Annotated in this window: 22 protein-coding genes; 8 read left to right on the forward strand and 14 right to left on the reverse strand. The window is 65.9% G+C overall.

From position 1 onward, the window contains the following. Positions 1 to 281: 281 nt before the first annotated feature. Positions 282 to 1,724, reverse strand: a complete 1,443-nt coding sequence (locus J8I35_RS05290; protein WP_209924701.1) for an efflux transporter outer membrane subunit — start codon at positions 1,722 to 1,724, stop codon at positions 282 to 284. A 92-nt stretch (positions 1,725 to 1,816) separates the two neighbouring features. Between J8I35_RS05290 and J8I35_RS05295 the strand changes: the two genes are divergently transcribed. Beyond that, complete coding sequence (locus J8I35_RS05295; RefSeq protein ID WP_209924702.1) at positions 1,817 to 2,869, forward strand: RNA-guided endonuclease TnpB family protein; 1,053 nt, start codon at positions 1,817 to 1,819, stop codon at positions 2,867 to 2,869. 35 nt (positions 2,870 to 2,904) lie between these two features. Here J8I35_RS05295 and J8I35_RS05300 read toward each other — a convergent pair whose 3' ends face one another. The 4 genes from J8I35_RS05300 to J8I35_RS05315 all read right to left on the reverse strand — a co-directional run bounded on the left by J8I35_RS05300 (position 2,905) and on the right by J8I35_RS05315 (position 7,109). Then, positions 2,905 to 4,479 carry a DHA2 family efflux MFS transporter permease subunit gene (locus J8I35_RS05300; RefSeq protein ID WP_209924703.1) on the reverse strand — a complete coding sequence of 525 codons (1,575 nt, stop codon included), beginning with the start codon at positions 4,477 to 4,479 and terminating at the stop codon, positions 2,905 to 2,907. Between the two features lie 13 nt (positions 4,480 to 4,492). Next, positions 4,493 to 5,587, reverse strand: coding sequence for an HlyD family secretion protein (locus J8I35_RS05305; protein ID WP_050017860.1), 1,095 nt, complete (start codon positions 5,585 to 5,587; stop codon positions 4,493 to 4,495). A 64-nt stretch (positions 5,588 to 5,651) separates the two neighbouring features. Further along, positions 5,652 to 6,083 (reverse strand): MarR family winged helix-turn-helix transcriptional regulator, encoded by a 432-nt coding sequence (locus J8I35_RS05310; protein WP_011548253.1) that lies wholly within the window; start codon positions 6,081 to 6,083, stop codon positions 5,652 to 5,654. A gap of 105 nt (positions 6,084 to 6,188) precedes the next feature. Then, on the reverse strand, positions 6,189 to 7,109 hold the full coding sequence (locus J8I35_RS05315) for a LysR family transcriptional regulator (protein ID WP_050017861.1): 921 nt from the start codon (positions 7,107 to 7,109) through the stop codon (positions 6,189 to 6,191). A 90-nt stretch (positions 7,110 to 7,199) separates the two neighbouring features. On the opposite strand from J8I35_RS05315, the gene J8I35_RS05320 reads away from it, so the two are divergent. The 3 genes from J8I35_RS05320 (at position 7,200) to J8I35_RS05330 (ending at position 9,523) form a co-directional block, all read left to right on the forward strand. Further along, the gene (locus J8I35_RS05320; RefSeq protein ID WP_050017862.1) at positions 7,200 to 7,628 is read left to right on the forward strand and encodes a MarR family winged helix-turn-helix transcriptional regulator; all 429 of its coding nucleotides are present in this window, start codon (positions 7,200 to 7,202) and stop codon (positions 7,626 to 7,628) included. Positions 7,629 to 7,833: 205 nt separating this feature from the next. After that, positions 7,834 to 9,081, forward strand: coding sequence for an aconitase X (locus J8I35_RS05325; RefSeq protein WP_209924704.1), 1,248 nt, complete (start codon positions 7,834 to 7,836; stop codon positions 9,079 to 9,081). Then, positions 9,074 to 9,523: a DUF126 domain-containing protein gene (locus tag J8I35_RS05330; RefSeq protein ID WP_209924705.1), complete on the forward strand. Its 450-nt coding sequence runs from the start codon at positions 9,074 to 9,076 to the stop codon at positions 9,521 to 9,523. Before J8I35_RS05325 ends, J8I35_RS05330 begins: the two co-directional genes overlap by 8 nt. A 13-nt stretch (positions 9,524 to 9,536) precedes the next feature. On the opposite strand, the gene J8I35_RS05335 is transcribed toward J8I35_RS05330, so the two are convergent. Further along, positions 9,537 to 10,619: an AraC family transcriptional regulator gene (locus tag J8I35_RS05335; RefSeq protein ID WP_124681446.1), complete on the reverse strand. Its 1,083-nt coding sequence runs from the start codon at positions 10,617 to 10,619 to the stop codon at positions 9,537 to 9,539. A gap of 75 nt (positions 10,620 to 10,694) precedes the next feature. Between J8I35_RS05335 and J8I35_RS05340 the strand changes: the two genes are divergently transcribed. Next, positions 10,695 to 12,728 (forward strand): NADPH-dependent 2,4-dienoyl-CoA reductase, encoded by a 2,034-nt coding sequence (locus tag J8I35_RS05340; protein ID WP_209924706.1) that lies wholly within the window; start codon positions 10,695 to 10,697, stop codon positions 12,726 to 12,728. 195 nt (positions 12,729 to 12,923) lie between these two features. Here J8I35_RS05340 and J8I35_RS05345 read toward each other — a convergent pair whose 3' ends face one another. Then, entirely contained in the window at positions 12,924 to 13,328 is a 405-nt protein-coding gene (locus J8I35_RS05345) for a DUF2471 family protein (protein WP_050017867.1), read from the reverse strand. A 137-nt stretch (positions 13,329 to 13,465) separates the two neighbouring features. Beyond that, a complete protein-coding gene (locus tag J8I35_RS05350; protein WP_209924707.1) occupies positions 13,466 to 14,359 on the reverse strand; it encodes a LysR family transcriptional regulator in 894 nt (297 codons plus the stop codon). Positions 14,360 to 14,445: 86 nt separating this feature from the next. On the opposite strand from J8I35_RS05350, the gene J8I35_RS05355 reads away from it, so the two are divergent. Then, positions 14,446 to 15,231 (forward strand): NAD(P)H-dependent oxidoreductase, encoded by a 786-nt coding sequence (locus tag J8I35_RS05355; protein ID WP_209924708.1) that lies wholly within the window; start codon positions 14,446 to 14,448, stop codon positions 15,229 to 15,231. 10 nt (positions 15,232 to 15,241) lie between these two features. On the opposite strand, the gene tssE is transcribed toward J8I35_RS05355, so the two are convergent. The 6 genes from tssE to tssK form a co-directional block, all read right to left on the reverse strand. Further along, the gene (tssE, locus tag J8I35_RS05360) at positions 15,242 to 15,664 is read right to left on the reverse strand and encodes a type VI secretion system baseplate subunit TssE (protein ID WP_209924709.1); all 423 of its coding nucleotides are present in this window, start codon (positions 15,662 to 15,664) and stop codon (positions 15,242 to 15,244) included. Beyond that, positions 15,661 to 18,375, reverse strand: a complete 2,715-nt coding sequence (gene tssH, locus J8I35_RS05365) for a type VI secretion system ATPase TssH (RefSeq protein WP_209924710.1) — start codon at positions 18,373 to 18,375, stop codon at positions 15,661 to 15,663. The genes tssE and tssH overlap by 4 nt, the downstream gene beginning before the upstream one ends. A 94-nt stretch (positions 18,376 to 18,469) precedes the next feature. Next, on the reverse strand, positions 18,470 to 18,955 hold the full coding sequence (locus tag J8I35_RS05370; protein ID WP_006750272.1) for an Hcp family type VI secretion system effector: 486 nt from the start codon (positions 18,953 to 18,955) through the stop codon (positions 18,470 to 18,472). 94 nt (positions 18,956 to 19,049) lie between these two features. Next, complete coding sequence (locus tag J8I35_RS05375) at positions 19,050 to 20,828, reverse strand: OmpA family protein (RefSeq protein ID WP_209924711.1); 1,779 nt, start codon at positions 20,826 to 20,828, stop codon at positions 19,050 to 19,052. Continuing rightward, complete coding sequence (locus tag J8I35_RS05380; protein ID WP_209924712.1) at positions 20,825 to 21,499, reverse strand: DotU family type IV/VI secretion system protein; 675 nt, start codon at positions 21,497 to 21,499, stop codon at positions 20,825 to 20,827. Before J8I35_RS05380 ends, J8I35_RS05375 begins: the two co-directional genes overlap by 4 nt. Positions 21,500 to 21,579: 80 nt before the next feature. Further along, positions 21,580 to 22,929: a type VI secretion system baseplate subunit TssK gene (tssK, locus tag J8I35_RS05385; protein WP_209924713.1), complete on the reverse strand. Its 1,350-nt coding sequence runs from the start codon at positions 22,927 to 22,929 to the stop codon at positions 21,580 to 21,582. Between the two features lie 578 nt (positions 22,930 to 23,507). Here tssK and tssB point away from each other — a divergent pair. Together tssB and tssC are read left to right on the forward strand one after the other, a co-directional pair. Continuing rightward, positions 23,508 to 24,020 (forward strand): type VI secretion system contractile sheath small subunit, encoded by a 513-nt coding sequence (gene tssB / locus J8I35_RS05390; protein ID WP_006750268.1) that lies wholly within the window; start codon positions 23,508 to 23,510, stop codon positions 24,018 to 24,020. Positions 24,021 to 24,093: 73 nt separating this feature from the next. Continuing rightward, complete coding sequence (gene tssC / locus J8I35_RS05395; RefSeq protein ID WP_209924714.1) at positions 24,094 to 25,644, forward strand: type VI secretion system contractile sheath large subunit; 1,551 nt, start codon at positions 24,094 to 24,096, stop codon at positions 25,642 to 25,644. Positions 25,645 to 25,661 lie beyond the last annotated feature (17 nt).

The raw sequence follows: 25,661 nt of genomic DNA on the forward strand, positions 1-25,661 counted from the left end.
CGATGACTGACGCCCTCGCCGGCTTCTTCAACGTTCACGAAGATGCGCGCGGCCCTTCCGGGTCGGCGCCGACCCTCGCGGTTTGCTCCACCTGTCAGTTTACTCGCGGCACGGGCGGCCGCCTAGAAGTTGTCCCAGTCCCCCGTCGGGGCGGCTTGCTGCGCCGGAGCGGGCCGCGCGGCGGGCCGATCCAGTACTGACGGGGCTGCGGCTGGATGCGTGTCGGAGGAGCCGCAGTGGTGTGCGTGTCCGGGCGGCTGACTTCGCATCGCGTGCGGCGCCTAGTTTTTCGCCACGGCCTCGGTTTCCGTCGGCGGCCCGCCGGCCGCGTCGTTCCGGCTCCACCCACCCCCGAGCGACCGATACAACGCCACTGCTGCCAGCGCATGCTCGCGCTTGACCTGATTGAGCGAATCCGAATCGCGCAGATACACCTCCTGCGCCGACAGCACGTCCAGAAAGTCGGTCGCGCCGCCCTTATAAAGCTGATTCGCCAGCCCGAGCGCTTTACCTGAAGCCGCCAATGCACTATCGAGCCGCCGCGTCGCCTCATCGGAGCTGACGAGATTCGCGCGCGCATCCTCGACTTCCCGCAGCGCTTGCAGCATCGTCTGCCGCAACCCGAGTTCCGACTCGTGCATCCGGCTTTCGCTCTGCGAGATATCGGCGGTAATCCGCCCCGCATTGAAGATCGGGCTCGTCGCACTCAGCGCCGCGCTGAACAGGTTGTCGGTCAACGTCGGCAACCCGAGATACGAGGCCGCCAGAATTCCGTCCGTCAGGTTCAACGAAAACTTTGGATACCGCTCGGCCTTCGCTACGCCGACTTGCGCCGCACGCCGCTCGACTTGAGCGTAGGCAGTCAGCACATCGGGCCGCCGCAACAATGCTTGCGAAGGCAACGTCCCCGGCGCGCCGACCGGCGGTGCCGGAATCTCGCCGGCTTGCGCCAACACGAGTCGATCGACCGATTCCGGTGTCCGCCCCGAATACACGGCGATCAGATTCAACTGATGCGAAATCTGCGCCTGCGTCGGCGGAATCCTGGCTTCGAGCGCATCGAGCTGGTTCTGCGCGCGGGTCACGTCGAGTTCCGTCGACAGCCCGAACGCCTGCCGCTTGCGCGTGAGTTCGAGCGCACGCTGCCGGATCTTCGCGTTGTCCTGCAGGATCTTCAATTCCTGCTGCGCCCAGCGCAGATCGACATACGCGGATGCCGCATCGGCCGCGAGCGCGAGGCGCATCGCATCCTCTGCATGCTTCTGCCCGACCAACTCCGCTTGAGCGGCCAGCAAATCGAGCCGTTCGCCGCCGAACACATCGGGCGACCAGCTCAGCGCGAGCCCCGCACCCGCCTGCCGCACATAACCGAGCGGCGGCGGCGTGTTCTGCCGCGCGTCGGCCGCATGCGCGGTCGCGTCGAGTTCGGGCAGCAGCACCGCGCGCTTCTGCACGGTCAGCGCCTGCGCCTGCTTCACGCGTTCGGCGGCAGCCTGCAGGTCGAGGTTGCCGTCGAGCACGGTCGCGATCAGCCGGTCGAGCACGGGGTCGTGGAATTGCGCCCACCAGGCGGCGGCGTCGATGTCCGCGCGCGGCACGTCGGTATCCCACGCGGTGGGCGCAAGCGTCTGAACGGATTCGTTCAGCGCCGGATGCCGCGCGGGCTGCACCGCACACCCGGCGGCGAATGCGCTGACGGCCAGCGCGACGAGTAGCTTCTTCATCAGAATTTGCTCCGAGAAACCCCGCCATTGATGGCGGGAAGGAAAGAATTGCTGTTGACAGGCTGCTTCTTCCACGGGTTAGGATCACCGGCATGATCCTTGTCTACCGCTACCGCGTGAAGTCGCTCAACGGACTGCTCAACAAGCAGAGCCGTGCGGTGAACTACGTCTGGAATTTCTGCAACGACACACAGAAGCACGCGCTCAAGTGGGGCAAGAAGTGGCCGACTGGATTCGATCTGAACGTGCTGACGACGGGGAGCAGCAAGGAACTCGGTATTCACTCCGGTACGGTCAACGCGACGTGCGAGCAATACGCGAAGTCGCGCAGCCAGCGCCGTCGGCCCTACCTGCGCTATCGCGGCAGGAAATCGCTGGGCTGGGTGCCGCTGAAGGGGCGTGACCTGAAGCGCGAGGGCGGCGCGTTTCGCTTTGCCGGAAATACTTTTCGGGTGTTCAACAGTCGACCGCTTCCCGAAGGCAAGATCAAGGACGGGACCAACTTTGCGCAGGATGCACGCGGCAACTGGTTCTTGAACATAGCGATCGAGATGCCGGATGTTCAGGCTCGCCCGATCCGTTCCGGTGTGGGCATCGATCTCGGCCTGAAAGACTTCGCCACACTTTCGACCGGCGAGAAGCTGCCCAATGACCGGTTCGGTCGACGAGCGGCGGAAAAGCTGGCGAAAGCGCAGCGAGCGCGAAAGCACAAGCGGCATATCGCGAAGCTGCACGCCAAGGTGGCGAACGCCCGTGCCGATTTCCAACACAAGCTCGCGCTCGATCTGGTGCGGCGTTTCGATTACATCGCGGTTGGCAACGTGTCGGCCGCAAAACTCGCCAGAACCAGGATGGCGAAGAGCGTCTACGACGCATCCTGGTCGTCCTTCCGAAACAAGCTCCGCTACAAAGCGATCGCGCACGGGGCCACGTTCGAGGAAGTGGACGAAAGCGGTTCGACCCAGTCCTGTTCGGCGTGCGGGTCGAAAGACAGCACGACGCGGCCGAAAGGTATCGCGGGACTGCGAATAAGAGAGTGGGCCTGCAGTGACTGTGGTGTCGAGCATGATCGAGATACCAACGCTGCGCTGAACATTCTCCGATGCGGACGTGCATCGCCAGATGTGGGAATCCTCCGCGCTTAGGCGGAGGAGGACGTCAAGATGATGATCCGTGGGCCTCAGTGCGCGTCCGGCGGCGGCGCGTTCAACGTAATGGGTTTGGAAAACACGACGGCAAGCAACGCGACGACGAAGCACAGCGACAGCGCGTAGTACGCATCCGCATAGGTCAGCGTCAGCGCTTCGCGATAGATCAGACGATGCAGGTTCGCGAGCCCGGCCTGCGCGGTATTCAGCGTATTGCCGGCCACCGAGCCCCAGTACGCGGCCTGGCGATCGAGCAGCGACGCGACCTGCGGTTCGCCGGCGCTCACGTGCTCGTTCAGCCGCAGGTAATGAAAATTCAGCCGGTCGTTGAGCATCGTCGCGCTTACCGCGATACCGATCGCCCCGCCGAGGTTGCGCATCAGGTTGAACAGCCCGCTCGCCGATTTCAGCCGCGACTGCGGCAGCGAGCCGAGCGCCATCGTCACGATCGGCGGCACGCTGAACTGCTGGCCGATACCGCGCAGCGCCTGCGGCAGCAGCAGTTCCTGCCAGCCCCAGTCGTGCGTGATCGGCGTGTACAGGTAGCAGCCGAGGCCGAAGCAGATCAGCCCGAACACGAGCAGCGCACGCATGCTGACGTAGCGCGCGGCGAACGCATACGCGCACAGCGCGATCAACTGGAACGCACCGACCGACAGCAGCGCGATGCCGATCTGCAGCGAGCTGAACGCCCGCACCTGCGCGAGAAACAGCGGCGTGAGGAACACGGTCACGAAAATCCCGATGCCGGTCACGAACGACAGCAGGCTGCCGATCCCGAAATTGCGCACGGCGAGCGCGCGCAGGTCGACGATCGGATCTTTCGCGGTCAGCGCGTGCACGATGAACAGGAAGCCGCAGATGCCGGAGATCCACGCGCAGATCACGATCGCATCGTCGCCGAACCAGTTCTTGCGCGGGCCTTCTTCCAGCACGTATTCGAGGCAGCCGAGGAAGCCCGACATCAGCACGATGCCGAGATAGTCGCCGCGTTTGATGAGGCTGAGATCGGGCGCGTCGATGTGCACGTAGCGCGGCACGAGCGCAGCCACCGCGATGCCCGGCACGAGGTTCAGGTAGAACAGCCAGTGCCACGACCATTGGTCGGTGATCCAGCCGCCGATCACGGGGCCGATCGCCGGTGCGAGCGACGCGAGCGCGCCGATGGTCGTCGACGCGATCAGCCGCTGCTTGCCGGGGAACAGCACGAACGCGGTGGTGAACACGGTCGGGATCATCGCGGCGCCGAGCGCGCCCTGCAGGCCGCGAAACAGGATCATCGAGTTGATGTCCCACGCGAGCCCGCACAGCATGCTGGTGATCGTGAAACCGACGGCGGATGCGACGAACAGCCAGCGCGTCGACATCACCTTCGACAGCCAGCCCGACATCGGGATCACGATGATCTCGGCGATCAGGTACGCGGTCTGCACCCACGACAATTCGTCCTGGCTCGCGGACAGCCCGCCGCCGATGTCGCGCAGCGACGACGCGACAATCTGGATGTCGAGCGTCGCCATGAAGAAGCCGACGCACATCAGCGCGAACGCGAACACGCGCTGCCTGGTCGGTTGCGACGCGGGGTCGCCGGAAAACGCGGTGGTCATCGTCGGCTCCCGTTCAGTGCTGGTGGTCGGTATGCACGGTCACGACCGCGGAGAGCCCGGGGCGCAGCACGTGCTCGATGCCCGGCTGCGGATCGAGATGCACGCGCACGGGCACGCGCTGGACGATCTTCGTGAAGTTGCCGGTCGCGTTCTCGGGCGGCAGCACGCTGAAGGTCGCGCCGGTCGCGGGGGCGAGGCTGTCGACGCGGCCATGCAGGCGCGTGCTCGACGCATCGAGCGCGACGTCGACGCGGTCGCCCGCGCGCATCTTGCGAAGCTGGTCTTCCTTGAAGTTCGCGTCGATCCACAGGCCGGAGGCCGGCACGACGGTCAGCAGCGGCACGCCGACGTTCGCGAGCATCCCGACGCGGCCCGTGCGGTTGCCGACGTAGCCGTCGACCGGCGAGCGGATCGTCGTGTATTCGACGTTGAGCGCCGCGACGCGCTGCGCGGCGAGCGCGGTGTTCACGCGGGCCCGCGCATCGGCGAGCTGCGCGCCGAGCACGTCGAGCTGGCGCTTCGACGCGAGCAGCGCGGCGTCGCTGCGTTCGACGGCCGCGCCGGCCTTCGAATAATCGGCGTCCGCGCGCTCGACGATCTGGTTCGATACGGCGTCCGACTTCACGAGCTCGCGGTAGCGCACGCGGTCCGATGCGGCGCGCGTCAGTTCGGCGGACGACGCGTTCTTGTCCGCCGCGTGCTGGCCGATCACCGCGAATTGCAGTTGCTGCTTCGCTTCGAGTTCGGTCACGGCGGAGCGCGCGCTGTCGACTTCGGCGCTGGCCTGCGCGAGCTTCGCGTCGTAGTCGCGCGCATCGAGCTGCACGAGCACGTCGCCGGCCTTCACGCGCTGGTTGTCGGTCACGAGAATCTTGTCGACGAAGCCGTTGACCTTCGGCGCGAGCACCGTCACGTCGCCGCCGACATACGCGTCGTCGGTGCTTTCCTGAAAGCGCAGCACGAACAGCCAGTCGAGCGCGGCGGCCGCGACCACGACGACGACGGCGCCCACCGCGATGCGCATCCACGGCACGCGGCGTCGTTGCTTCGCGGGCCGCTCGGTTGTGGCTGCTTCGCGTGACGAGGCAGCGGCTTGGGTCGTATCCATCGATTCACCTATGTATATGCACTAATCAAAGCGATCGACGACGTCGTGCCGATCGGGAAAAGGGTTAGCGTTCCGGCAGGTTGTGCGTGATCCGGAACAATTCGTCTCTGAGGCGGGCCGCCTGCGTCGACCCGAAGCACCGCTCGAACGCTTCCTGTGCGGCGAGCCAGTGCACGTGCGCGTCGGCGACCTTCGTTTCGCCGTGTGCGGTCAGTGCAAACGTCTGACCGCGACATGGCGGCTCGATCCGCCCCGTCACCAGCGCCGCGCCGACGAGCGGCTTGAGCGCGCGCAGCAGCGCGGTGCGTTCGATCACCAGCACGTTCGACAGCGTCGCCATCGTCAGGCCGGGCCGCTCGCGCAGCAGCGCGAGGATGCTGTATTGCGACGGCGTCACGCCCGCTCGCGACAGGTAACGCTCGTAGAACTGCGAGATCCGCCGGGCGGCTTGCCGGACCGCGAAGCAATCGTCATCGGTGAGCGTGGTCTTGTGCATGTGCACATGTTAGGGGGCGGGACGGCGTGAAGCGAGCGGCGGGACAGGATCAGATTGGTGTCGTGGCTGTACCAATCGGCGTCGGAACGGCGCGCTCGCGCCCGGTCACGCCGCCGCGGGAACGATCCAGCCTTCGCGGTCGCAGTACGCGGCCGTGTAGTCGATGAACGCCTTCACCTTCGCGGGCAGCAGCGCGCGGTTCGCGTACGCGAGCTTGATTTCGACGAACGCATCGACGAGATCGGCGTCTTCCAGCAGCTGCACGAGCGCGCCCGACGCGAGTTGGGCCTCGACGAGCGTTTTCGGGACGACGCCGATGCCGAAGTCGTGCATCACCATTTCGCGGTTGAAGACGGGGCTGTTCGACGAGATGTCGAAGCGGAACGGCACGGTGAGCATGTTGCCGTCGACACGGAACGACAGCGCCGGCCGGCGCAGCGACGGCGAGATCGGCACGAACGGATGATTGGCGAGGTCGGCCGGCGTCTCGGGGCGCGCATGCGCTTGCAGATATGCAGGCGTCGCGACGATCACGACCGGAATGCGCTCGACCAGCCGCACGACGGTCGATTCGCTCGTCAGCATGTACGGCACGACGATGCCGATGTCGTAGCCTTCGCCGACCAGATCGACCGGGCGCTCGGTCAGCGTGACGTCGAGGCGCACGTTCGGATGCGCGCGCTTGAAGCCGGCGATCAGCGGCACGAGCCGGTTCAGCGCGGCCGTCGTATGCGCGACGAGGCGCAGCAGGCCCTCGGGCTCGCGCGTGTGCGTCTGCGCTTCCACTTCGAGCGCGTCGAGTTCGTCGAGCACGGCCGCGCACCGCTCATAGATGCGCTCGGCCGTTTCGGTCAGCGACACCTGGCGCGTGGTCCGGTGCAGCAGCCGGCTGCCGAAACGCGCCTCCAGATCCGCGACCGCGCGCGAGACGACCGGCCGCGCGAGGCCGTGCATGTCGGCGGCGCGCGTGAAGCTGCGCATCTCCACCACCGACCGGAAGATGCGCAGCTTGTCGATGTAGTCCATGTCCGTCTCCTTGACGCGATGGCCGGCCCCGGCCATGTTACGGCGGAGTGTACATTGACTTTATGCATATGCACATATAGATTCGACGACATGAACGACATTCCGATTTCCGAGGCGTGCAACTGCCTCGCGCTGCGTCAGGCGGCGCGCTTCGTCACGCAACTGTACGAGCGCCATCTGGCCCCGGTTGGCGTCACGCCCGCCCAGTTCTCGATCATGGTGAACCTCAAACGCCGGCCCGGCCTGCTGATGAGCGAACTCGCCGATGCGCTCGTGATGGATCGCACGACCTTGCTGCGTGCGCTGAAGCCGTTGCAGCGCGACGGTTTCGTCGCGACGGCGGCATCCGAGCACGATGCGCGTGCGCATGCGCTCCATCTCACGAAGCTCGGCGAGCGCACGTTCGCGCGGGCGTTGGTCGCGTGGCAGGCCGCGCAGGACGAATTCGACACCCAGTTCGGCCGCGACCGCGCGAAGGCGTTGCGCGCGGAGCTGTTCAGCCTGACGGCGGAACGTTAGGCGAGGGGCGGGCGGGTCGGTGTGGCGGTCAACTGGTGCGGAACGCAAGCCATTGGCCGCCGCCGAAGCTTCCTGTTGTGAAAATTGGTTTTTATGATGCCCGGTTTTGTCCCAATCTGGACAGTTTTTGTTTCCAGTTGTAGAGTCCTCTGACGGAATTCAAGAGCCGGCGGCGGCCGCTGGCACGCGTCACGAGGAGCAACCGATGCTGCAGTTGAGTGACCGCGACGACGCAATGTTGCGCGGGGATTTCGGGCACGGCGTCGCCCGCGCGATGCGGATCGTCGCGCGCACCGCGCAAGTGATGTCCGCGCCGCACCTGATCGACATTACGTCTGCCCATATCGACGGCTGTCTGTATCACGGCCAGACGAGCCTCGACTTCGTCGACTATTTCGTCGACACGGGCGCGAAGGTCGCGGTGCCGACCACGTTGAACGTCGGCTCGCTCGACCTGATCCATCCCGAGCTGTACCACGGCGACCGCACGATCCAGCGCGATGCGCAGCGCCTGATGGACGCGCACTTGCTGCTCGGCTGCGAATCGAGCTTCACGTGCGCGCCGTATCAACTGAAGCATCGTCCCGCGCTGGGCGAGCAGATCGCGTGGGCCGAATCGAATGCGATCGTGTTCGCGAATTCGGTGTTGGGCGCGCGCACGAGCCGCTACGGCGATTTTCTCGACCTGGCCGCCGCGATCACCGGGCGCGCGCCGTATGCGGGGCTGCATGTCGATGCGAACCGCGCCGCGCGAATCGTGTTCAACGCGCCGGATTTCACCGGCCTGCCGTCGCGCGACATCTATTTCGCCGCGCTCGGTCTGGCGGTCGGCAAGATCGCGGGCGCGGTCGTGCCGGCGATCGTCGGGCTGCCGGCCGACACCACCGAGGACGAACTCAAGGCGCTCGGCGCGGCCGCCGCGTCGAGCGGGGCCGTCGCGCTGTTCCATGCGGTCGGCGTGACGCCCGAGGCGCCGACGCTCGACGCCGCGTTGCACGGGCGCGCAGCGCTTCGCACGATCGACATCACGATGGCCGATCTCGACGAGATTCGCCGCACGCTGAATCACGGCGTGGCCGGCGACGCGCTGGTCGCGGTCGCGCTCGGCACACCGCATTTCTCGCTGGCCGAATTCCGCACGCTCGACACGTTGCTCGACGCGTTCGACGGCAAGCCGGCCTGCGATTTCTACGTGAACACGAGCCGCTTCAATCTGTGGGAGCTGGAGCAAGCCGGCCTCGCGGAGAAATTCGCCGCGCGCGGCGTGCAGATCGTCGTCGATACCTGCACGTACATCACGCCGGTGATGAAGCGGTTGTCGGGGCTGGTGATGACCAACTCGGGGAAATGGGCGTCGTATGCGCCCGCGAACATCGGCGTGACGGTCGCGTACGGCAGCATGCGCGAATGCGTGCGCTCCGCGTACGAAGGCAAGGTGCGATTCGATGACTGAAACGACGGGCACATTCTTGACGGGCGACACGCTCGTGCCGGGCAGCGCGTGTGCGCGACCTTTCGTGCTCGAGAAGCCGCTCAGCTTCTGGGGCGGCTACGACTCGGGCGCGGGCAGGATCGTCGATCGCGGGCATCCGCAGGCCGGCGCGAGCCTCGCCGGCAAGGTGATGGTGATGCCGCACGCGAAGGGATCGAGTTCGAGCAGCAGCGTGCTCGCGGAAGCGGTGCGCAACGGCACCGGGCCGGTCGGGATCGTGCTGAAGGAGCGCGACCTGATCATCTCGATCGGCGCGATCGTGGCAGCGGAGCTGTATGCGATCGCGGTGCCGGTGGTGTGCGTGAGCGATGACGTGTACGACGCGATCGCCGCCGCAACGGGCGACGTGCGGATCGAGGCGGGCGAGGGGGACGGCGGCGCGCGGGTTTATATCGGGCGCTGATACGTCGCGCACGTCATTCGCGTCCCGCCCCCGCAGCCGCTTCCCGAAACGCGCTCGGCGTCTGCCCGGCCCAGCGCCGGAACGCGCGCGTGAAATTCGCCGGGTCGGTGAATTGCAGCCGCTCGGCGATCGTTTTCAGGTCGAGATCGGACGCGGTAAGCAACTGCTTTGCATCGCGAAACCGCGCTTCATCGAGTAACTGCCGATAGCTCGACCCGGCTTCCTCCAGCCGGCGCCGCAGCGTGCGCGTCGACACGAGCAGCGCATCGGCGAGCGTATCCGGCCCCGGATAATCGCCGGCGGCGCGCGCCAGTTCCGCGCGAACGCGCTCGACCAGATCGCCTTCCTCCTGCCGCACCTGTGCATATTCGCGCTCGACCTGCACGAGCGCCTGCCGGTGCGCGACTTCGTCGGCGAGCGGCAGCGGCCAGTCGAGCACGTCGTGCGCGATCCATAGCGCATTGGCCGCACAGCCGAATTCGACCGGTGGCAACGTATCGCGATAGCGCGCGAAATACGCGGGCTCCGGCCACGCGAATTGCAGCCTGATCGGCGGTGACGTGCGCCCGGACCATTGCGAGATGTTCTGCGCGAGCCCCGTCAGCACGAATTCGAACATCACGTGATGCTGCAGCACGGGGTTTGCCTGCACGCCGTGCAGTTCGAGCGTCGCGCCACGCTCGTCTTCCGCATAGGTCAGCCGGTACTGGCGATTGCGCATCCGGAAGTAGCGCTGCGTGACGAACAGCGCGTCGCGGATGTCCCGCGCGGTCAGCGTCGCGTAGCCGAGAAAGCCGTGCACGGTCGGTTTCAGCAGCAGCCCGAACGCGAGCCCGATGCCCGGATCGCCGCCGATTTCGATCGCGTTGAGCACGAGCCGCCCCCATTGCGACGGCGCGACGCGCGCGTCCGGTTCGGCCAGCACCGCGTCGCGCAGGCCGGTGCCGGCGCGCACGGCGGCGAGATCGACGCCGCGAGCGGCCAGCGCCTGCAGCAGCAGGCGCGTATAGGCGACCGGAATCGTTGGCCGGCGCAGCCCGAGGCGATCCTTGCGAGACGGGGAAGTCATGTCGATTTGGCCAGAAATGACAAGCATTATGGCTGTTTGCCCCCTCACGTTCAAGGCGGCGCACGCCTACGATGGCAGGCATCGCTTCTTGCCCGAATCATCATGACGACACCCTTTCCCCACCTGCTCGCACCGCTCGATCTCGGTTTCACGACGCTGAGGAATCGTGTGCTGATGGGCTCGATGCACACCGGCCTCGAGGACAGCCGCAAGACGCTGCCGCGCCTCGCCGAATATTTCGCCGAGCGCGCGCGCGGCGGGGTCGGCCTGATCGTGACGGGCGGCTTCGCGCCGAACGTGGCCGGCTGGACCAAGCCGTTCGGCGGCACGCTGATGACGTCGGCCGCCGCGCGCCGGCATCGCGAGATCACCGGCGCCGTGCATGCGGAGGACGGCAAGATCGCGCTGCAGATCCTGCATACGGGCCGCTACGGTTACCACCCGTTCGCGGTCGCGCCGTCGAAGATCAAGTCGCCGATTTCGCCGTTCGCGCCGCATGAGCTGAGCGCGCGCGGCGTGGAGCGACAGATCCGTGCGTTCGTGCGCTGCGCGACGCTCGCCCGCGAAGCCGGTTACGACGGCGTCGAGATCATGGGCTCCGAGGGCTACCTGATCAACCAGTTCATCTCGATGCATACGAACAAGCGCAGCGACCAGTGGGGCGGGGCGTACGAGAACCGCATCCGCTTGCCGATCGAGATCATCGAGCGCACGCGCGAAGCGGTCGGCCGCGACTTCATCCTGATCTACCGGCTGTCGATGCTCGACCTGATTCCGGACGGCAGCGACTGGAGCGAAACCGTGCAGCTCGCGAAGGCGGTCGAGCGCGCGGGCGCGACGATCATCAACACGGGGATCGGCTGGCACGAGGCGCGCGTGCCGACGATCGCGACGTCGGTGCCGCGCGGCGCGTTCGCGTGGGTGACGAAGAAGATGAAGGGCGAGGTCGACATCCCGCTCGTGACGACCAACCGGATCAACCGGCCCGAAGTGGCCGAGCAGATTCTCGCGGACGGTTGCGCGGACATGGTGTCGATGGCGCGCCCGCTGCTCGCGGATGCCGAGTTCGTCGTCAAGGCCGCGCAGGGGCGGGCCGACGAGATCAACACCTGCATCGGCTGCAACCAGGCGTGCCTCGATCACGCGTTCAAGAACAAGATTGCGTCGTGCCTGCTGAATCCGCGTGCGTGCCACGAGACGGAGCTGAAATACACGCCCGCGCCGCAGCCGAAGCGGATCGCGGTGGTCGGCGCGGGGCCGGCCGGCCTCGCATGCTCGACGGTGCTCGCGCAGCGCGGCCATCAGGTCGACCTGTTCGACGGCGCGGCCGAGATCGGCGGCCAGTTCAACATGGCGAAGCGGATTCCGGGCAAGGAGGAGTTTCACGAAGCGTTGAGCTACTTCGGCCGGCAGGTCGAGTTGACCGGCGTGAAGCTGCACCTGAACCGTCGCGTCGACGCGAGCGACCTGATCGCGGGCGGCTACGACGAGATCGTGCTCGCAACCGGCGTCGCGCCGCGCGACCCGAAGATTCCGGGGCAGGACGGGCCGAACGTACTCAGCTATATCGACGTGCTCGCGGGCAAACAGCCGGTCGGGCGGCGGGTCGCGGTGGTGGGCGCGGGCGGGATCGGCTTCGATGTCGCCGAGTATCTGGTGCAGGACGGTGAATCGCCGGCGCTCGACCTGGACGAATGGAAGGCCGAGTGGGGTGTGACCGACCCTGCCGCGACGCGCGGCGGCGTGACGCGTGCGCAGGTGTCGGCGCCGGCGCGGGAAGTGACGCTGTTGCAGCGCAAGGCCGCGCCGCTCGGCAAGGGGCTCGGCAAGACGACCGGCTGGATTCACCGTGCGACGCTGAAGATGAAGCAGGTGAAGATGGTCGGCGGCGTGAACTACGAGCGGATCGATGCGCGCGGGCTGCATGTGTCGTACGGCGAGCAGCGCACCGATCACGAACTGATCGAAGTCGATACGATCGTGCTCTGCACGGGGCAGGAGCCGCAGCGCGCGTTGCTCGCGCCGCTGCAGGCCGCCGGGCGCTCGGTGCACCTGATCGGCGGCGCGGAACTGGCCGCCGAACTCGATGCGAAGCGCGCGATCGCTCAGGGCGCGCGGCTCGCGGCGCGGTTGTAACCGGCGGGCGCTGCGATGGTCGTTCGGACGGTCGTCGCGTCGCGATGATCGGCTGAAGCGACGGTTCGCGGCTTGCCGCAGGATGCGCCGATCCGCGGCGCAAAATCATGACGAGCCGCAGGGCCGACCGCGCCACCACCCAACGTGGCGACGCGAGCCCCGCAGGCCGTGCCCGCGGCGATCGGCCAGCGAGCGTTAGGCTGCCTCGGCCCGTTCTTCCTCTTCCGCTTCGAGCATCGCCTTGACGATCAGGTAGACGGCCGGCAGGTCGTCGTCGTCGCGGCGCCAGTCGACCGGCTCCTCGACGTCCGCGGCGACCAGCCGGCTGTCGCGCAGCCGGATGAACGCGTCGACGACGGTCGGATCGTTGCGGTTCAGGAACCCGGGATTCGAGAACGCCAGCTCTTCGACGTTCAGCAGCGCCTGCCAGCTCATCGTGCGGACTGCCGCCGGATGCGTGCGGCGGCGCAGGCCGAGCGCTCGCTGCGCGGGGCCGCCGACGACACGCTGCAGATCGACGACCGCACGCTGCGCGGCGCGCTCGAAGTGGACGGGATTGAAGCCGGGTTGCTCGGGATCGAATGCGGATGACTGGAACATGGTCGCCTCACTAAAGACCGTCTCGGGATGACGGAATTCGGGTCAAATGACGCAGAAACACTGTAAATATATACAGTGATTGGTGGACTTTCAAGCCCCCGATGACAGTAAATGTCAGCCGTGTCGCGACCGGCGTGTCAGACCGCCGCCGCGATCGTCTCCCGCAGCCATCGATGCGCCGGATCGCGATGCACGCGCTCGTGCCATAGCATCGACATTTCATAGCCGGGCACCTCGACCGGCGCATCCACCACGCGCAGCGCGGGCACGTCGCGCACCAGCCGCTCGGGCAGCATCGCGACGAGATCGGTGCTCGCGACGGCCGACATCACGAACAGGAAGTGCGGCACCGACAGCACGACGCGCCGCGTGGCCCCCATCTTCGCGAGTACTTCGTCCGTCACGCCGAAGAAGCCGCCGCCGTCGGGCGACACGATCACGTGCTCGAGCGTGCCGAATTGCGCGAGCGTGGGGCGCCGCTTCAGCTTCGGGTGGTCGGCGCGGCCGATCAGCACGTAACGCTCGACGAACAGCGGCAGGCGCCGCATGCCGGGCGGCGACGCTTCGGTCATGTGGAAGGCCAGGTCGATGCCATTTCGTTCGGTATCCTGCTCGATACGCGGCGGCACGAGCTCGAGGACGGCCAGCCGCGTGCCGGGCGCGGTCGAACGCAGCGTGCGCAGCGCGGGCAGCACGATCGTCGATTCGCCGTAGTCGGTCGCGGCCACGCGCCACGTGTTCGTCGCGGTCGCGGGATCGAACGGCGTGGCCGGGATCACCGCGCGCTCGACGGCTTCGAGCGCTTCGCGCAACGGCTCGCGCAGCGCTTCCGCGCGCGCGGTCGGACGCATCCCGCGCGGCCCCGGCAGCAGCAGCGGATCGCCGAATACGTCGCGCAGTTTCTGCAACTGAACGCTGACCGACGGCTGCGACATGTTCAGCTTCTCGGCCGCGCGCGTGACGTTGTGCTCGGCGAGCAGCACATCCAGCGTGACGAGCAGGTTCAGATCGAGCCTTCTGAGATTATTCATGGCTATAGCTGGAATATCAGGAATTCATTTCAAATATACCGTCGAAGGCGGCATCCTGCAGTCATTCAATCCACGGAGTGACGAACATGAATGTGCTGATCGTGTATGCCCATCCGGAACCGCGTTCGCTGAACGGCGCGCTGCGCGACTTCGCGGTCGCGCATCTCGAAGCGGCCGGCCATGCGGTGCAGGTGAGCGACCTGTATGCGATGAACTGGAAGGCGGTGCTGGATGAGAACGACATGACCGATCGCGCGCCCGACGATCGCTTCGATCCGGCGCTCGATTCGAAGCGCGCGTTCGAGGCGGGCACGCAGCGCGACGACATCGCGCGCGAACAGGACAAGCTGAAGTGGGCCGATGCGGTGATCCTGCAGTTTCCGCTGTGGTGGTTCTCGATGCCGGCGATCATGAAGGGCTGGTTCGAGCGCGTGTATGCATACGGCTTTGCGTACGGTGTCGGCGAGCATTCCGATACGCACTGGGGCGACCGCTACGGCGAAGGGATGTTGGCCGGCAAGCGGGCGATGATCGTCGTCACGACGGGCGGGTGGGAGCCGCACTACAGCCCGCGCGGCATCAACGGGCCGATCGACGACTTGCTGTTTCCGATTCAGCACGGGGTGCTGTATTACCCGGGGTTCGACGTGCTGCCGCCGTTCGTGATCTACCGGACGGGCAAGATGAACGGCGCGCGCTTCGACGAAACGTGTTCAGCACTGGGCCAGCGTCTCGACGATCTGTGGACCACGCCGCCTATTCCGTTCCGCCGGCAGAACGCGGGCGATTACGAGATTCCGGCGCTGACGTTGAAGGATGAGATCGCGCCGGGGAAGGTGGGGTTCGGCGCGCATCTCGCGCACGAGGGTTGATCGTGTGCGCTCACGGTCGCTCGACGCGGCGCTCGACGTGCAGGCGGCCCGGCGGCTCGAAGTAGGTGCCGAAGCGCACGAGCCCGGCATTCTTCAGGTGGCAGGTCATTTCGAAGCTGACGAGGATGCCGGGATCGCGGTTGTCGATGATCGCAACGTCGATCGCGCGAATGCGCGGCTCGTACTTCAACAGCGTCGCCTCCATTTGCTGCTTGAGCAAGTGCGCCGACGCGGGCAATGCCTTGTAGATGTTCGTGAGGTCGGGCAACCCGTAGTCGGGCAGGTGCTTGAGCGCGCCGGCCCGCGTATTGAGGATGCGGCGCACGTTCTGCTGCACGCTCAGGCATTCGAGCGTCCGGTCGTCGTAGGCGCCGATCGGCTCGCCGCCGATCTGACCGAGCAGCATGTCGTAGAGGGAGGGGCCGGCGGTCATCGGGGGTTCGGCTTCGGTTGCTCGATGCGCGCATCGATCGTGGCCGGCGCATCGACGAAATCGATCGTCAACGCACCTTCAACGCCGGTCGACAGCACGATGTGTCGCGGCGTGACACCCGTTGCCATCCGGGCAAGCAGTTCGCGGGACACGACGGGCAGCACGCGCTGGTTCAGGAACGCATCGACGCCGCGTGCGCCGGATTCCCGCGACACGCAGTGCTGCGCGATCGATTCGATCAGATCGTCGTCGCATGTGAGCGTGACGGCGTGTTGCCGATGCAGGCGTTCGGCAATCTTGTCCAGTTTGATCCGCACGATCGATGCAAGCGCCGCGGCATCGAGCGGCCGATAGACGAGCGTCTGGAAGCGTGCGAGCAGCGCCGGCTGAAAATGCGCGACCAGCTGCGGATGAATGGCTTCGCGCAAAGCGACCTGCGTGATCGACGCGTTTTCGGCCGTCGCGTCATCGATCTGCGTACTGCCGAGATTGGACGTCATCACGATCACGCAGTTGCGGAAATCGATCTCGCGCCCTTCGCCGTCGCGCATCGTGCCGCGGTCGAACACCTGATAGAAAATATCGAGCACGTCGCGATGCGCCTTCTCCACTTCGTCCAGCAGCACGACGCTGTACGGACGCTGGCGCACGGCTTCGGTCAGCACGCCGCCGCGTCCGTAACCGACATAGCCGGGTGGCGAACCCTTGAGCTGCGATACCGTGTGCGCTTCCTGGTACTCCGACAGATTGATCGTCGTCAGCGCCGCGGTGCCACCGAAGAGCACGTCGGCGAGCGCGAGCGCCGTCTCGGTCTTGCCGACACCGGACGGCCCGGCGAGCAGGAATACGCCGAGCGGCGCGTGCTCGCTTTTCAGGCCGGCCTTGGCGGTGCGCAGGCTCTCAGCCAATGCGCCGATCGCATCGTCCTGTCCGACCACGCGCGTCGCGAGCGTCGACTCGAGCGCCAGCAGGCTTCGCAGTTCGTCCTCGACGAGATTGCCGACCGGCACGCCCGTCCATTCGGCGACGACGCGCGCGATCGATTGCGCATCGACGTCGGGGGAGATCATCGGCGACTTTCCTTGAGCGTTCGCCAGCGCGTCGATCGCCTTGATCACGTCAGCAGGATCAGGCGCGGGGTCGGCCGCACCACGAAGCGTGCGCACTGCATCGGCGAGTTCGCGCTCGCGTGCGTACTGACCGAGCAGCGTGTCGGCGGTGTCGCGCATCGCGTCGTGCTCCGTATCGATCGCGGCACGTCGCTCCGTGATGCCGGCGATGCCCGCGCGGGCGTCCGCATCGAGCGCCGCGCGTTCCAGCTCGAGCGCCGCCAGCGCGGCATGCGCGTGTTGCAGTTCCGGCGGCGGTACGTCGAGTGCCATCCGCACGCGCGCGGCTGCCGTATCGATCAGATCCACGGCCTTGTCCGGCAACTGGCGCGCCGGAATGTAGCGGCGCGACAGGCGGACGGCCGCGACGATCGCCTCGTCGCGGATGTGAACCTCGTGATGGGCCGCATAGCGGCCGGCGAGCCCGCGCAGCATCAGGCACGCGGCTTCGTCGTCCGGCTCGTCGACCTTGACGACCTGGAAGCGCCGTTCGAGCGCCGCATCGCGTTCGAAGTATTGCTTGTATTCGGCCCACGTGGTGGCCGCGATCGTGCGCAACTCGCCGCGTGCGAGCGCCGGCTTGAGCAGGTTGGCGGCATCGGCGCCGCCTGCCGCGTTACCGGCACCGATCAACGTGTGCGCCTCGTCGATGAACAGCAGGATCGGTGTCGTCGAAGCGCGCACCTCGTCGATCACGTTCTTCAGCCGTTGTTCGAATTCGCCCTTTACACCGGCGCCGGCCTGCAGCAAGCCGAGATCGAACGTCAGGATGCGCGTGCCGCGGATCGTTTCCGGCACGCCGCCGTCGATCACGCGCAAGGCGAGCCCTTCGACAAGCGCGGTCTTGCCGACGCCCGGCTCGCCAACCAGGATCGGATTGTTCTTGCGGCGGCGCGCGAGCACGTCGATCATCTGCCGGATTTCGCGGTCGCGTCCGAACACGGGGTCGATCTCGCCGCGACGCGCCTTTTCGGTGATGTCGAGGGTGAAGCGCGCGAGTGCGTCGTGCTCGATCGCGCGCGTGGGGGCGCGTTGCGCCGCGGACGCCGACGTCGGCATTCCGGTTGCGCGCAGGTCGCCGGACGAGTCGGCTTCGGGTACCGATACGGGTTCGTCAACCGCGTTTTCGCACGAGCGCCGCCCGAGCCGGGGCAGCACGCGACGAATCTGCGCGCTGGAGACGGACAGCAGCGGCCACGCACGCTGGGTGCGCAGCACATGAGGGGCGTCGACGATCGCTTGCAGCAGATGCCCGGAACGAATCGAATCGTCGGGATCGTCGGCGGTCGCATGCGCCCACGCATCCTCCAGCACTGTGGCGAGTTGCCGCGACAGCGCCGGCATGCCGCGCAACGTGCGTGGCATGCGCTCGATCACGTCGATCATCGCATCCCACACGGCGTCGATGTCGAGGTCGTAGTGGCGCAGCAGCGCGGGAATGTCGCCGTCGTCGGCTTCGATCAGCTTCAGCACCCAGTGCTCGACCGCGATTTCGTCCGCGAGCCGGGTCTGGCACAGATTCGCCGCGGCTTCGAGTGCGCGCGTGCAGTGAGGATTGAGGCGGCGAATGAGATGGGAAGCGTCCCGGAGCGGCGGCGTCATGTCGGTATCTGATCAGGAAGGGAAGAGGGCGGGCGCCCTGAGGAGCGGAATCCCGCCGCGCAAGCGCGACGGATTCCGCCAGCCGGTCAGTCCATCAGGAACGTTCGTTCCAGGTGTCCTTGTGGATGATGTTGCCGTCCTTGTACGACCACGTGATCGTCTCGTAACGCAGTTCCACATCTTCGAGATGGTTGTGCTTCTCGTAGTCGGGGTTCTTGATGTCGAGCATCTTCGGCTTCACCGCGACGATCTTCACGTTGTCGAGCTTGGTGTTGAAGTATTCCTTTTCCTTGCCCGCGTCGTCGATTCGATACCACTTGATCTCGACCGACTTCAGCGTCTGGCCGCTCGTCACGGCCTTGTACAGGTACGGCGTCGACGCGTCGGTCTCCTTCGTCAGCGTGATCGGCTTGTGCACGCGCGTGCCGGTCAGCTTGCCCGTATTGCCGTCGGTCGGGATGTGCACGCCATGATCGAACGCGACCAGTTCGACGCTACCCTCGCGATCCTGGACGGTTACCGAACCCTTGATGTCCGCGCCACCGTCGTCCTTGAGCCACATGTAGGCCGGAATTGCCATTTGTTCACTCCTTTTTCTTCGTACTGCGAATCGCCGGAACCGGATTCCGGCGCTGATAACCCCGGGGCGACTGCCCCGGGAACCCAAACGCGTGTTACCTCGCGGCGCCGGTCGGGACGGCAGGCACCGGTGTATCGGGCACGAGCGTGATCTCGACCCGACGATTCTTCGCCCGCCCTTCCGGCGTGGCGTTGTCCGCGACCGGCCGCGTATCGCCGTAGCCCTGGATCGCGAACCGTGTCGGCGGGATGCCCGATGCTTCGACGAGCCAGTCGCGCACGGCCGACGCGCGATCGATCGACAGCTTCAGATTGCGATCGGGCCGACCCTGATCGTCCGCGTAGCCGGCGACGAGCACGCGTTTGCCCGGATGGGCCTTGATCAGTTCGAGCGCATCGACCATCGCGCGCGTGGTGCCCGTTCGGAGCGTTGCCTTGCCGCTGTCGAACAGCGACATGCTGTCCAGCGTGACGACGGCGGGCGGCGGTGGGGGCGGTTCGTACGACGCGATTGCGTCGTTGAGGACGGGCAGCAGCGGTGCAGCGTGATAGGTGCCGAACGACAGCCGGAGCGGCACGCCGACCCGTGCGTACCGGTCGAGCTGATCGCGATCCGACGCAAGGACACCGAGCGCGTCGCGTTTGGCCGCGTCGTGCGTGGCGGGGATTCGGTTGTAGTGTTGAAGGTGATCGCCGATGCGGGTCATCAACGCATCGTTGTTCTTTGCGGCTGCGCAGATGGCGGCGATTGCGGCGCAGGCGACGATCGCGATGACGTGCGCGGCGGCGGTGATGCGCGGCGACCGCCACGTGTGGCGCGGCATCGCGTCGATCAACGGTTGCGGCAATGGCCACGGCGTCGGTGACGCAGGCAGTGCGGCCGGGGCGATACCTGTCAGGCTGCGGACTTCACGTTCCCACGGTTTGCCGGGGCCGCTCGCGGGGCCATGGTCGATCCAGCCAGCGCCGAACAACGGCCAGGGCGATGCGGGCTGGCGTCGATCGGTCAGCGTGTCGAACACGACGCGTCGGGTCCATCCGATCATCGATGCGACGCCGGCGGCGCGCGCCGCGACCGCCGGACTTCCGTCGGCATGGAGCGCATCCGACTCGGCTGCGTCGATCGCGGCGTCGAAGCGATGCGTGTCGACGATTGCCGATCCGGTCGACATGCCATACCACCGGGCAGCCGATTCGACGGCGGGCAACGTCGTCGCGGGATTTGCGTTCGAGAGCCGCTGATAGACGGCGACATAGCCCGGCAGCGACGTGCCGAGCATGCGGGACGCATCGGCCACGGCTTGCCGGATCACGCGCAGCGACTGCGACAGCGTGTCGGCGTTCGCATGAAGGCCCGGCGCGACCGCCAGCACGACACAATCCGGCGCATGACCGTCCCGCCACTGGCGGACCGCGACCGCAAGCCGTGGAAGATCCTGAGGGCGGTCGGCTCGCAACCAGATCGCGCCGTCGCCGACATGCACGAAACGCGACATGGCCGTATCGCGATCGAACATGGCGGACAGACCGTCGCCGGTGACGAGCGCGAGCGGCATTCTCGTGCGCAGCGTGACGGGCAGGTCGGCGGTCGCCGCGCCCAGTTGTGCAATCACCTGAACGTTTTGTTCGCGGGCGCGTGTCAATCCGCGCGAATGCAGCCAGACAACCAGCGCGGAAAGCGCGACGACGATCACTACGCATCCCCACATGACGCCGCGCTCGACAGGTACAACCCACCCGACGACGGCCAGTGCCAGTGCCGCGGACAGCGTCACGATCGTGCGGAGCGGATAGCCCAGGCCCGACAACGCCGCGCGTGCCGCATTGGAATCGGCGCGGGTTGCCGCCGTGGGGAGCGTGGTGCCCGAACTCACGGCCGTTTCGCTTGCTGGACGAGTTGGGCCAGTTCGGCATCGAGGATCCGATCCCACGCGAACCAGACGAGTACCGCGATGACGCATGCCGCGCCCGCGACCACCCAAGGCGACACATGCCTGAGCCGGTCGAGCAGTCGCGTGTTGGAGCGATCGGTGACGAATCCCGGGCGGACCGCCGGCCGCAATTGATCGATCTGCGCCACCAGCGCGGCGATCAGTGCCCGACGTTTCGCCTCCCCGTCATGGGCGCCCGCGGACGGCCCCGAGCGAGCGGCATACCGGCCACGGAATCCCAGGCCGAGAACGGCCGCATAGCACTCGAGCAGGTCGACGTTCGGCGCGGGTTCGCGCATCCGGTAGTCGAGTCGCTCGTAGATGCGCGTGCCTGCATCGTGCGTGCCGAAGCGCTCGACCTGCAGCGGCGTGGATTCCCACTTCGCCTTGGCCGAAGCCGGCAGGTGCCGCAGTGCGGCTTCGTCGATCAGCCCGCACTGGGCGACGATCGCGTCGTCCCGTACGTCCGCGGCGATGCCTTGCGCATCGAGTGCGGCCGCGAACTGCGCGACCAGCAGGCGGCACTGCTCACGCAGGCTTGCGGCATTGTCGACCTGACCGCCGTTCGACAGTTGAGTGACGAGCAATGCGGTATCGCGCAACAGCGCGCGCATCGAGGCTCGATGTGCATGACCGGATGACGGATCGCGCGCAAGCAGCGCGGTTTCGTGACGCATGGAGGCGACGGCATTCATCAGCGCAGCACCGCATAAAGTTCGAGCGACGCGTCGGGAATCGACGCGGGCAGATAGATCTGGCAAGCGCGCGCGGCGAGCATCCGCGCATGCGCGGCGTCGTGCGCGTCGAGCGCGAAATAGTGGTTGTCCAGCCGGACCGGAATCGCGCCCGGCACGCGCTGCACGGCCTTGAGCGGAATGCCTGCCACCGCGGAATTGACGATGTGCTCGACGTCGTCCGGAGCGCCGATCTTGCAGAGGCGCGGAAACTGTTCGACCAGCTCGAACGCCGGCAACGCGGCATTGACGGACAGATACCAGTCCGCGGCGTCTTCGACGATGCGTTCGTCGCGGAACTGACCGACCCAGGTCGTCGGCGTCGTATGCGAAAGCCCGATCGAGACGACGCGTGACGGAATGATCGCGTCGAGCAGATCGCGGATCAGCGATTCGAGCGCCGCGAACACGTCATGGGCGCTCGCGTGGTCGTAGGGCGGAATGTCGGTCAGCGACACGTGCGTCGAGAACGTGATCAGCGAGCCGGCCAGCTGGGCGAGCACCTGGTACAGGCGATCGGTCGGCTGCGCCGGATGCGACGCGAGGAAGCGCAGTTGCGGCCACGCCTGGTGAATGCAATGCAGGAGCCAGAACAGCTGGACGTCCGCGACACCGTACTCGGCCACCTGCTCGATGCGCTCGCTGCGGCGCGCACCGAGGAGCGCGCTTTTGGCGGCGAGGATGTCGGCGATCCGCCGAATGCGCTCGATATGCAGCGTGTGACCGGATAGCGCCAGACAGGGCGGCACGTATCGGCGATCGACCTGGAACTGTCCGCTCGTCGTGCGCGTCAGGCGTGCGATCGCGCATGCCGTGTCGTCGGCATGCGATTCGAAGCCGAACAGCAACCGGACGGCGTGACGCTCGGCGGCAATTTCGGTTTCGGCCGAGCCGTTCAGGTCCGTCACCTTGACGAACTCGCGATACGCGCGACGCGGGCGGGCCAGCGCCGTTTCGTCGAAACGGCAGTTGCTGCCGTTCGCGTCGGGTAGCGCGAGCGCGGCGAGTACGTCGACGGTCTGCGTATCGGCGGGAATTTCGCCGACGAGGTCGCGCGCCGGCGGCAACGCGTCGGCGACGGTCGTATCGACCGGCGTGCCGTCAGGGAATCGCAGTTGCAGCCGTGCGAGCTTCAGGCGGCCGGAGGACAGGGCCTCCTCGTCGATGTCGACGTTCAGCGTTCCCCATGGCGATACGGCGACGGCCGACGCCAGTTGTTGCAGCGCGAACGCGTTCCAGCGCTCCTGCTGCTGGAAATGCTGCTGCGTAAGAATCAGCCCTTCATGCCAGAGCGGTTTGTCGATCCGCATGGTGTGGTCAATACCGATGTAGGAATTATGAGGCGCCGATTCTATACATCGTTTTCTGATTTCGTATACCCCGTTTTATTCGAATTTGTTGTGAAGTGTCTCGAATAAATTGAGATAAGTGGGGTGTTTATTTTGAGATTTATTGGGCATGGGGTGTTTCTTCGGTGTCGGCGGTGTCGAGTGGAGTTTTTATTGAGATTTTGTGCTCCTTGTTTTTTGTGGAAATTTCATGAAAATCAAGTTGTTGTGAGATTGTTGTGAATTTGTTTGATAGCCATTTGTGGGCGGAGTGTGAAATTCGGACAATGTGTGCGGAATGCGTCAGAGAATCGGACTAGTCTTATTTGTAAAAGACCTCATGTCGTTAATTTTCAATTTTCCGTGTTTCGGGTTTACTCGCTGACAAAGAGCGTGATATTTTCTGCCGCCTGAGTCGGATATCGGGCCGCGAATATCCGGATAGGCCGTTCGTCGATGCACGTTGCGGGGTTGGCATGGGCGGTACGGACGGCGATGCACCCATGACTTGCGGGTGCGTATCGCGGAGTTTTCAAGCTTCCTGAGATAAGGAGAACGAATTGGATAGCTTTCAGCGAGAGATCCCGAAGAGCCGGGTGTCGATCACGCTCGACCTGCATACGGGTGGAGCGCAGAAGAAGGTCGAGTTGCCACTGAAGCTGCTGGTCGCCGGCGACTTCAGTGCCGGCCGTGAGCAGGCGCCGCTTGCCGAGCGCAAGAAGGTGAACATCGACAAGAACAACTTTGATGCCGTGCTGGCCGACTATGCGCCGGATCTCAGGATCGCCGCGGACAACACACTGGCCGGCGACGGTTCGGAACTGCCCGTCAACCTGTCGTTCCGCTCGATCAAGGATTTCGCGCCCGAGCAGGTCGCGCGCCAGATTCCCGAGCTGCAGGCGCTCCTCGCGATGCGCAATCTGCTGCGCGACCTGAAATCCAACCTGCTCGACAACGGCACGTTCCGTCGCGAGTTCGAGAAGGTGCTGAAGGACGATCGCCTGTCCGCGAAGCTGCGCGGCGAACTCGCGCAGATCGCGACCGCCGCGACGCAGCCGGAAGGGCATGCGTGAACGCCGCTGGGCAAAACGCGCGTTCAGCGCATTCCGCAACATCGTAGCGATTCGATCGCAGACAGGACACGCCATGAAATCCACTGAAACGCAGCACGCCGGCGCGAGCGAGACCGTCGTGCTGGACGCCCCGCACGGGGATATCGACAGCGTCTATGCGTCGCTGTGCAGCAAGATCAACCTGAAGCCCGTCAGCGAAGCGCGCCCGCTCGAGGCGTTCCGCGACAACGACATGCTGTCCGAGGCGTCGGCCGACGAGCGCATCGCGCGCGGGATGGGCGCATTCCTCGAACTCGTCGCGAACGCGAGCCAGCCGGTGGACCGCCTCGACAAGTCGCTGCTCGATTTCCATATCGGCCAGATCGACCGGCAGATCAGCCGCCAGCTCGACGCCGTGATGCATACGCAGGAATTCCAGGCGCTCGAGGCACGCTGGCGCGGCCTGAAGATGCTCGTGAGCCGCACCGATTTCCGCAAGAACGCCCGCATCGAAGTGCTCGACGTGTCGAAGGACGCGCTGCAGCGCGACTTCGAGGATACGCCGGAACTGATCCAGAGCGGCCTGTACCGCCTCACGTACATCGAGGAATACGACACGCCGGGCGGTCAACCGATCAGCGCGATGATCAGCGACTTCGAGTTCGCGAATTCGCCGATGGACGTCGCACTGCTGCGCAACATCTCGAAGGTGGCGGCCGCCGCGCACATGCCGTTCATCGGCTCGGTCGGGCCGGCGTTCTTCGGCAAGCAGTCGATGGAGGAAGTCGCCGCGATCCAGGATATCGGCAACTATTTCGATCGCGCCGAGTACATCAAGTGGAAGAGCTTCCGCGATACCGACGATGCGCGTTACGTCGGCCTGACGATGCCGCGCGTGCTCGGCCGCTTGCCATACGGCAAGGATACGGCGCCGGTGCGCGCGTTCAACTACGAGGAGGCCGTCAAGGGCCCCGACCACGACAAGTACCTGTGGATGAATGCGTCGTTCGCGTTCGCGGCGAACATGGTGCGCAGCTTCGTGAGCAACGGCTGGTGCGTGCAGATCCGCGGGCCGCAGGCGGGCGGCAAGGTCGAGGATCTGCCGGTTCACCTGTACGACCTCGGCACCGGTCACCAGCCGAAGATCCCGACCGAGGTGCTGATCCCCGAAACGCGCGAATTCGAGTTCGCGAATCTCGGCTTCATCCCGCTGTCGTTCTACAAGAACCACGACTTCGCGTGCTTCTTCTCCGCGAACTCGGCGCAGAAGCCCGCGCTGTACGAGACCCGGGAAGCGACCGCGAACAGCCGCATCAACGCACGGCTGCCGTACATCTTCCTGCTGTCGCGCATCGCGCACTACCTGAAGCTGATCCAGCGGGAGAACATCGGCACGACCAAGGATCGTCGTCTGCTCGAGCTCGAGCTGAACAACTGGATCAAGGGGCTCGTGACCGAGATGAAGGATCCGGGTGACGAGCTGCAGGCGTCGCATCCGCTGCGCGAGGCGCAGGTCACGGTCGAGGACATCGAGGATAACCCGGGCTTCTTCCGGATCAAGCTGTTCATCGTCCCGCACTTCCAGGTCGAAGGGATGGATATCGGGCTGTCGCTCGTGTCGCAGATGCCGAAGTCCAAGAACTGATCTGACGTTAGTCGCAG

The organism is Burkholderia sp. CpTa8-5 (genome assembly GCF_017815045.1).
Taxonomy (GTDB): Bacteria; Pseudomonadota; Gammaproteobacteria; order Burkholderiales; family Burkholderiaceae; genus Burkholderia; species Burkholderia sola.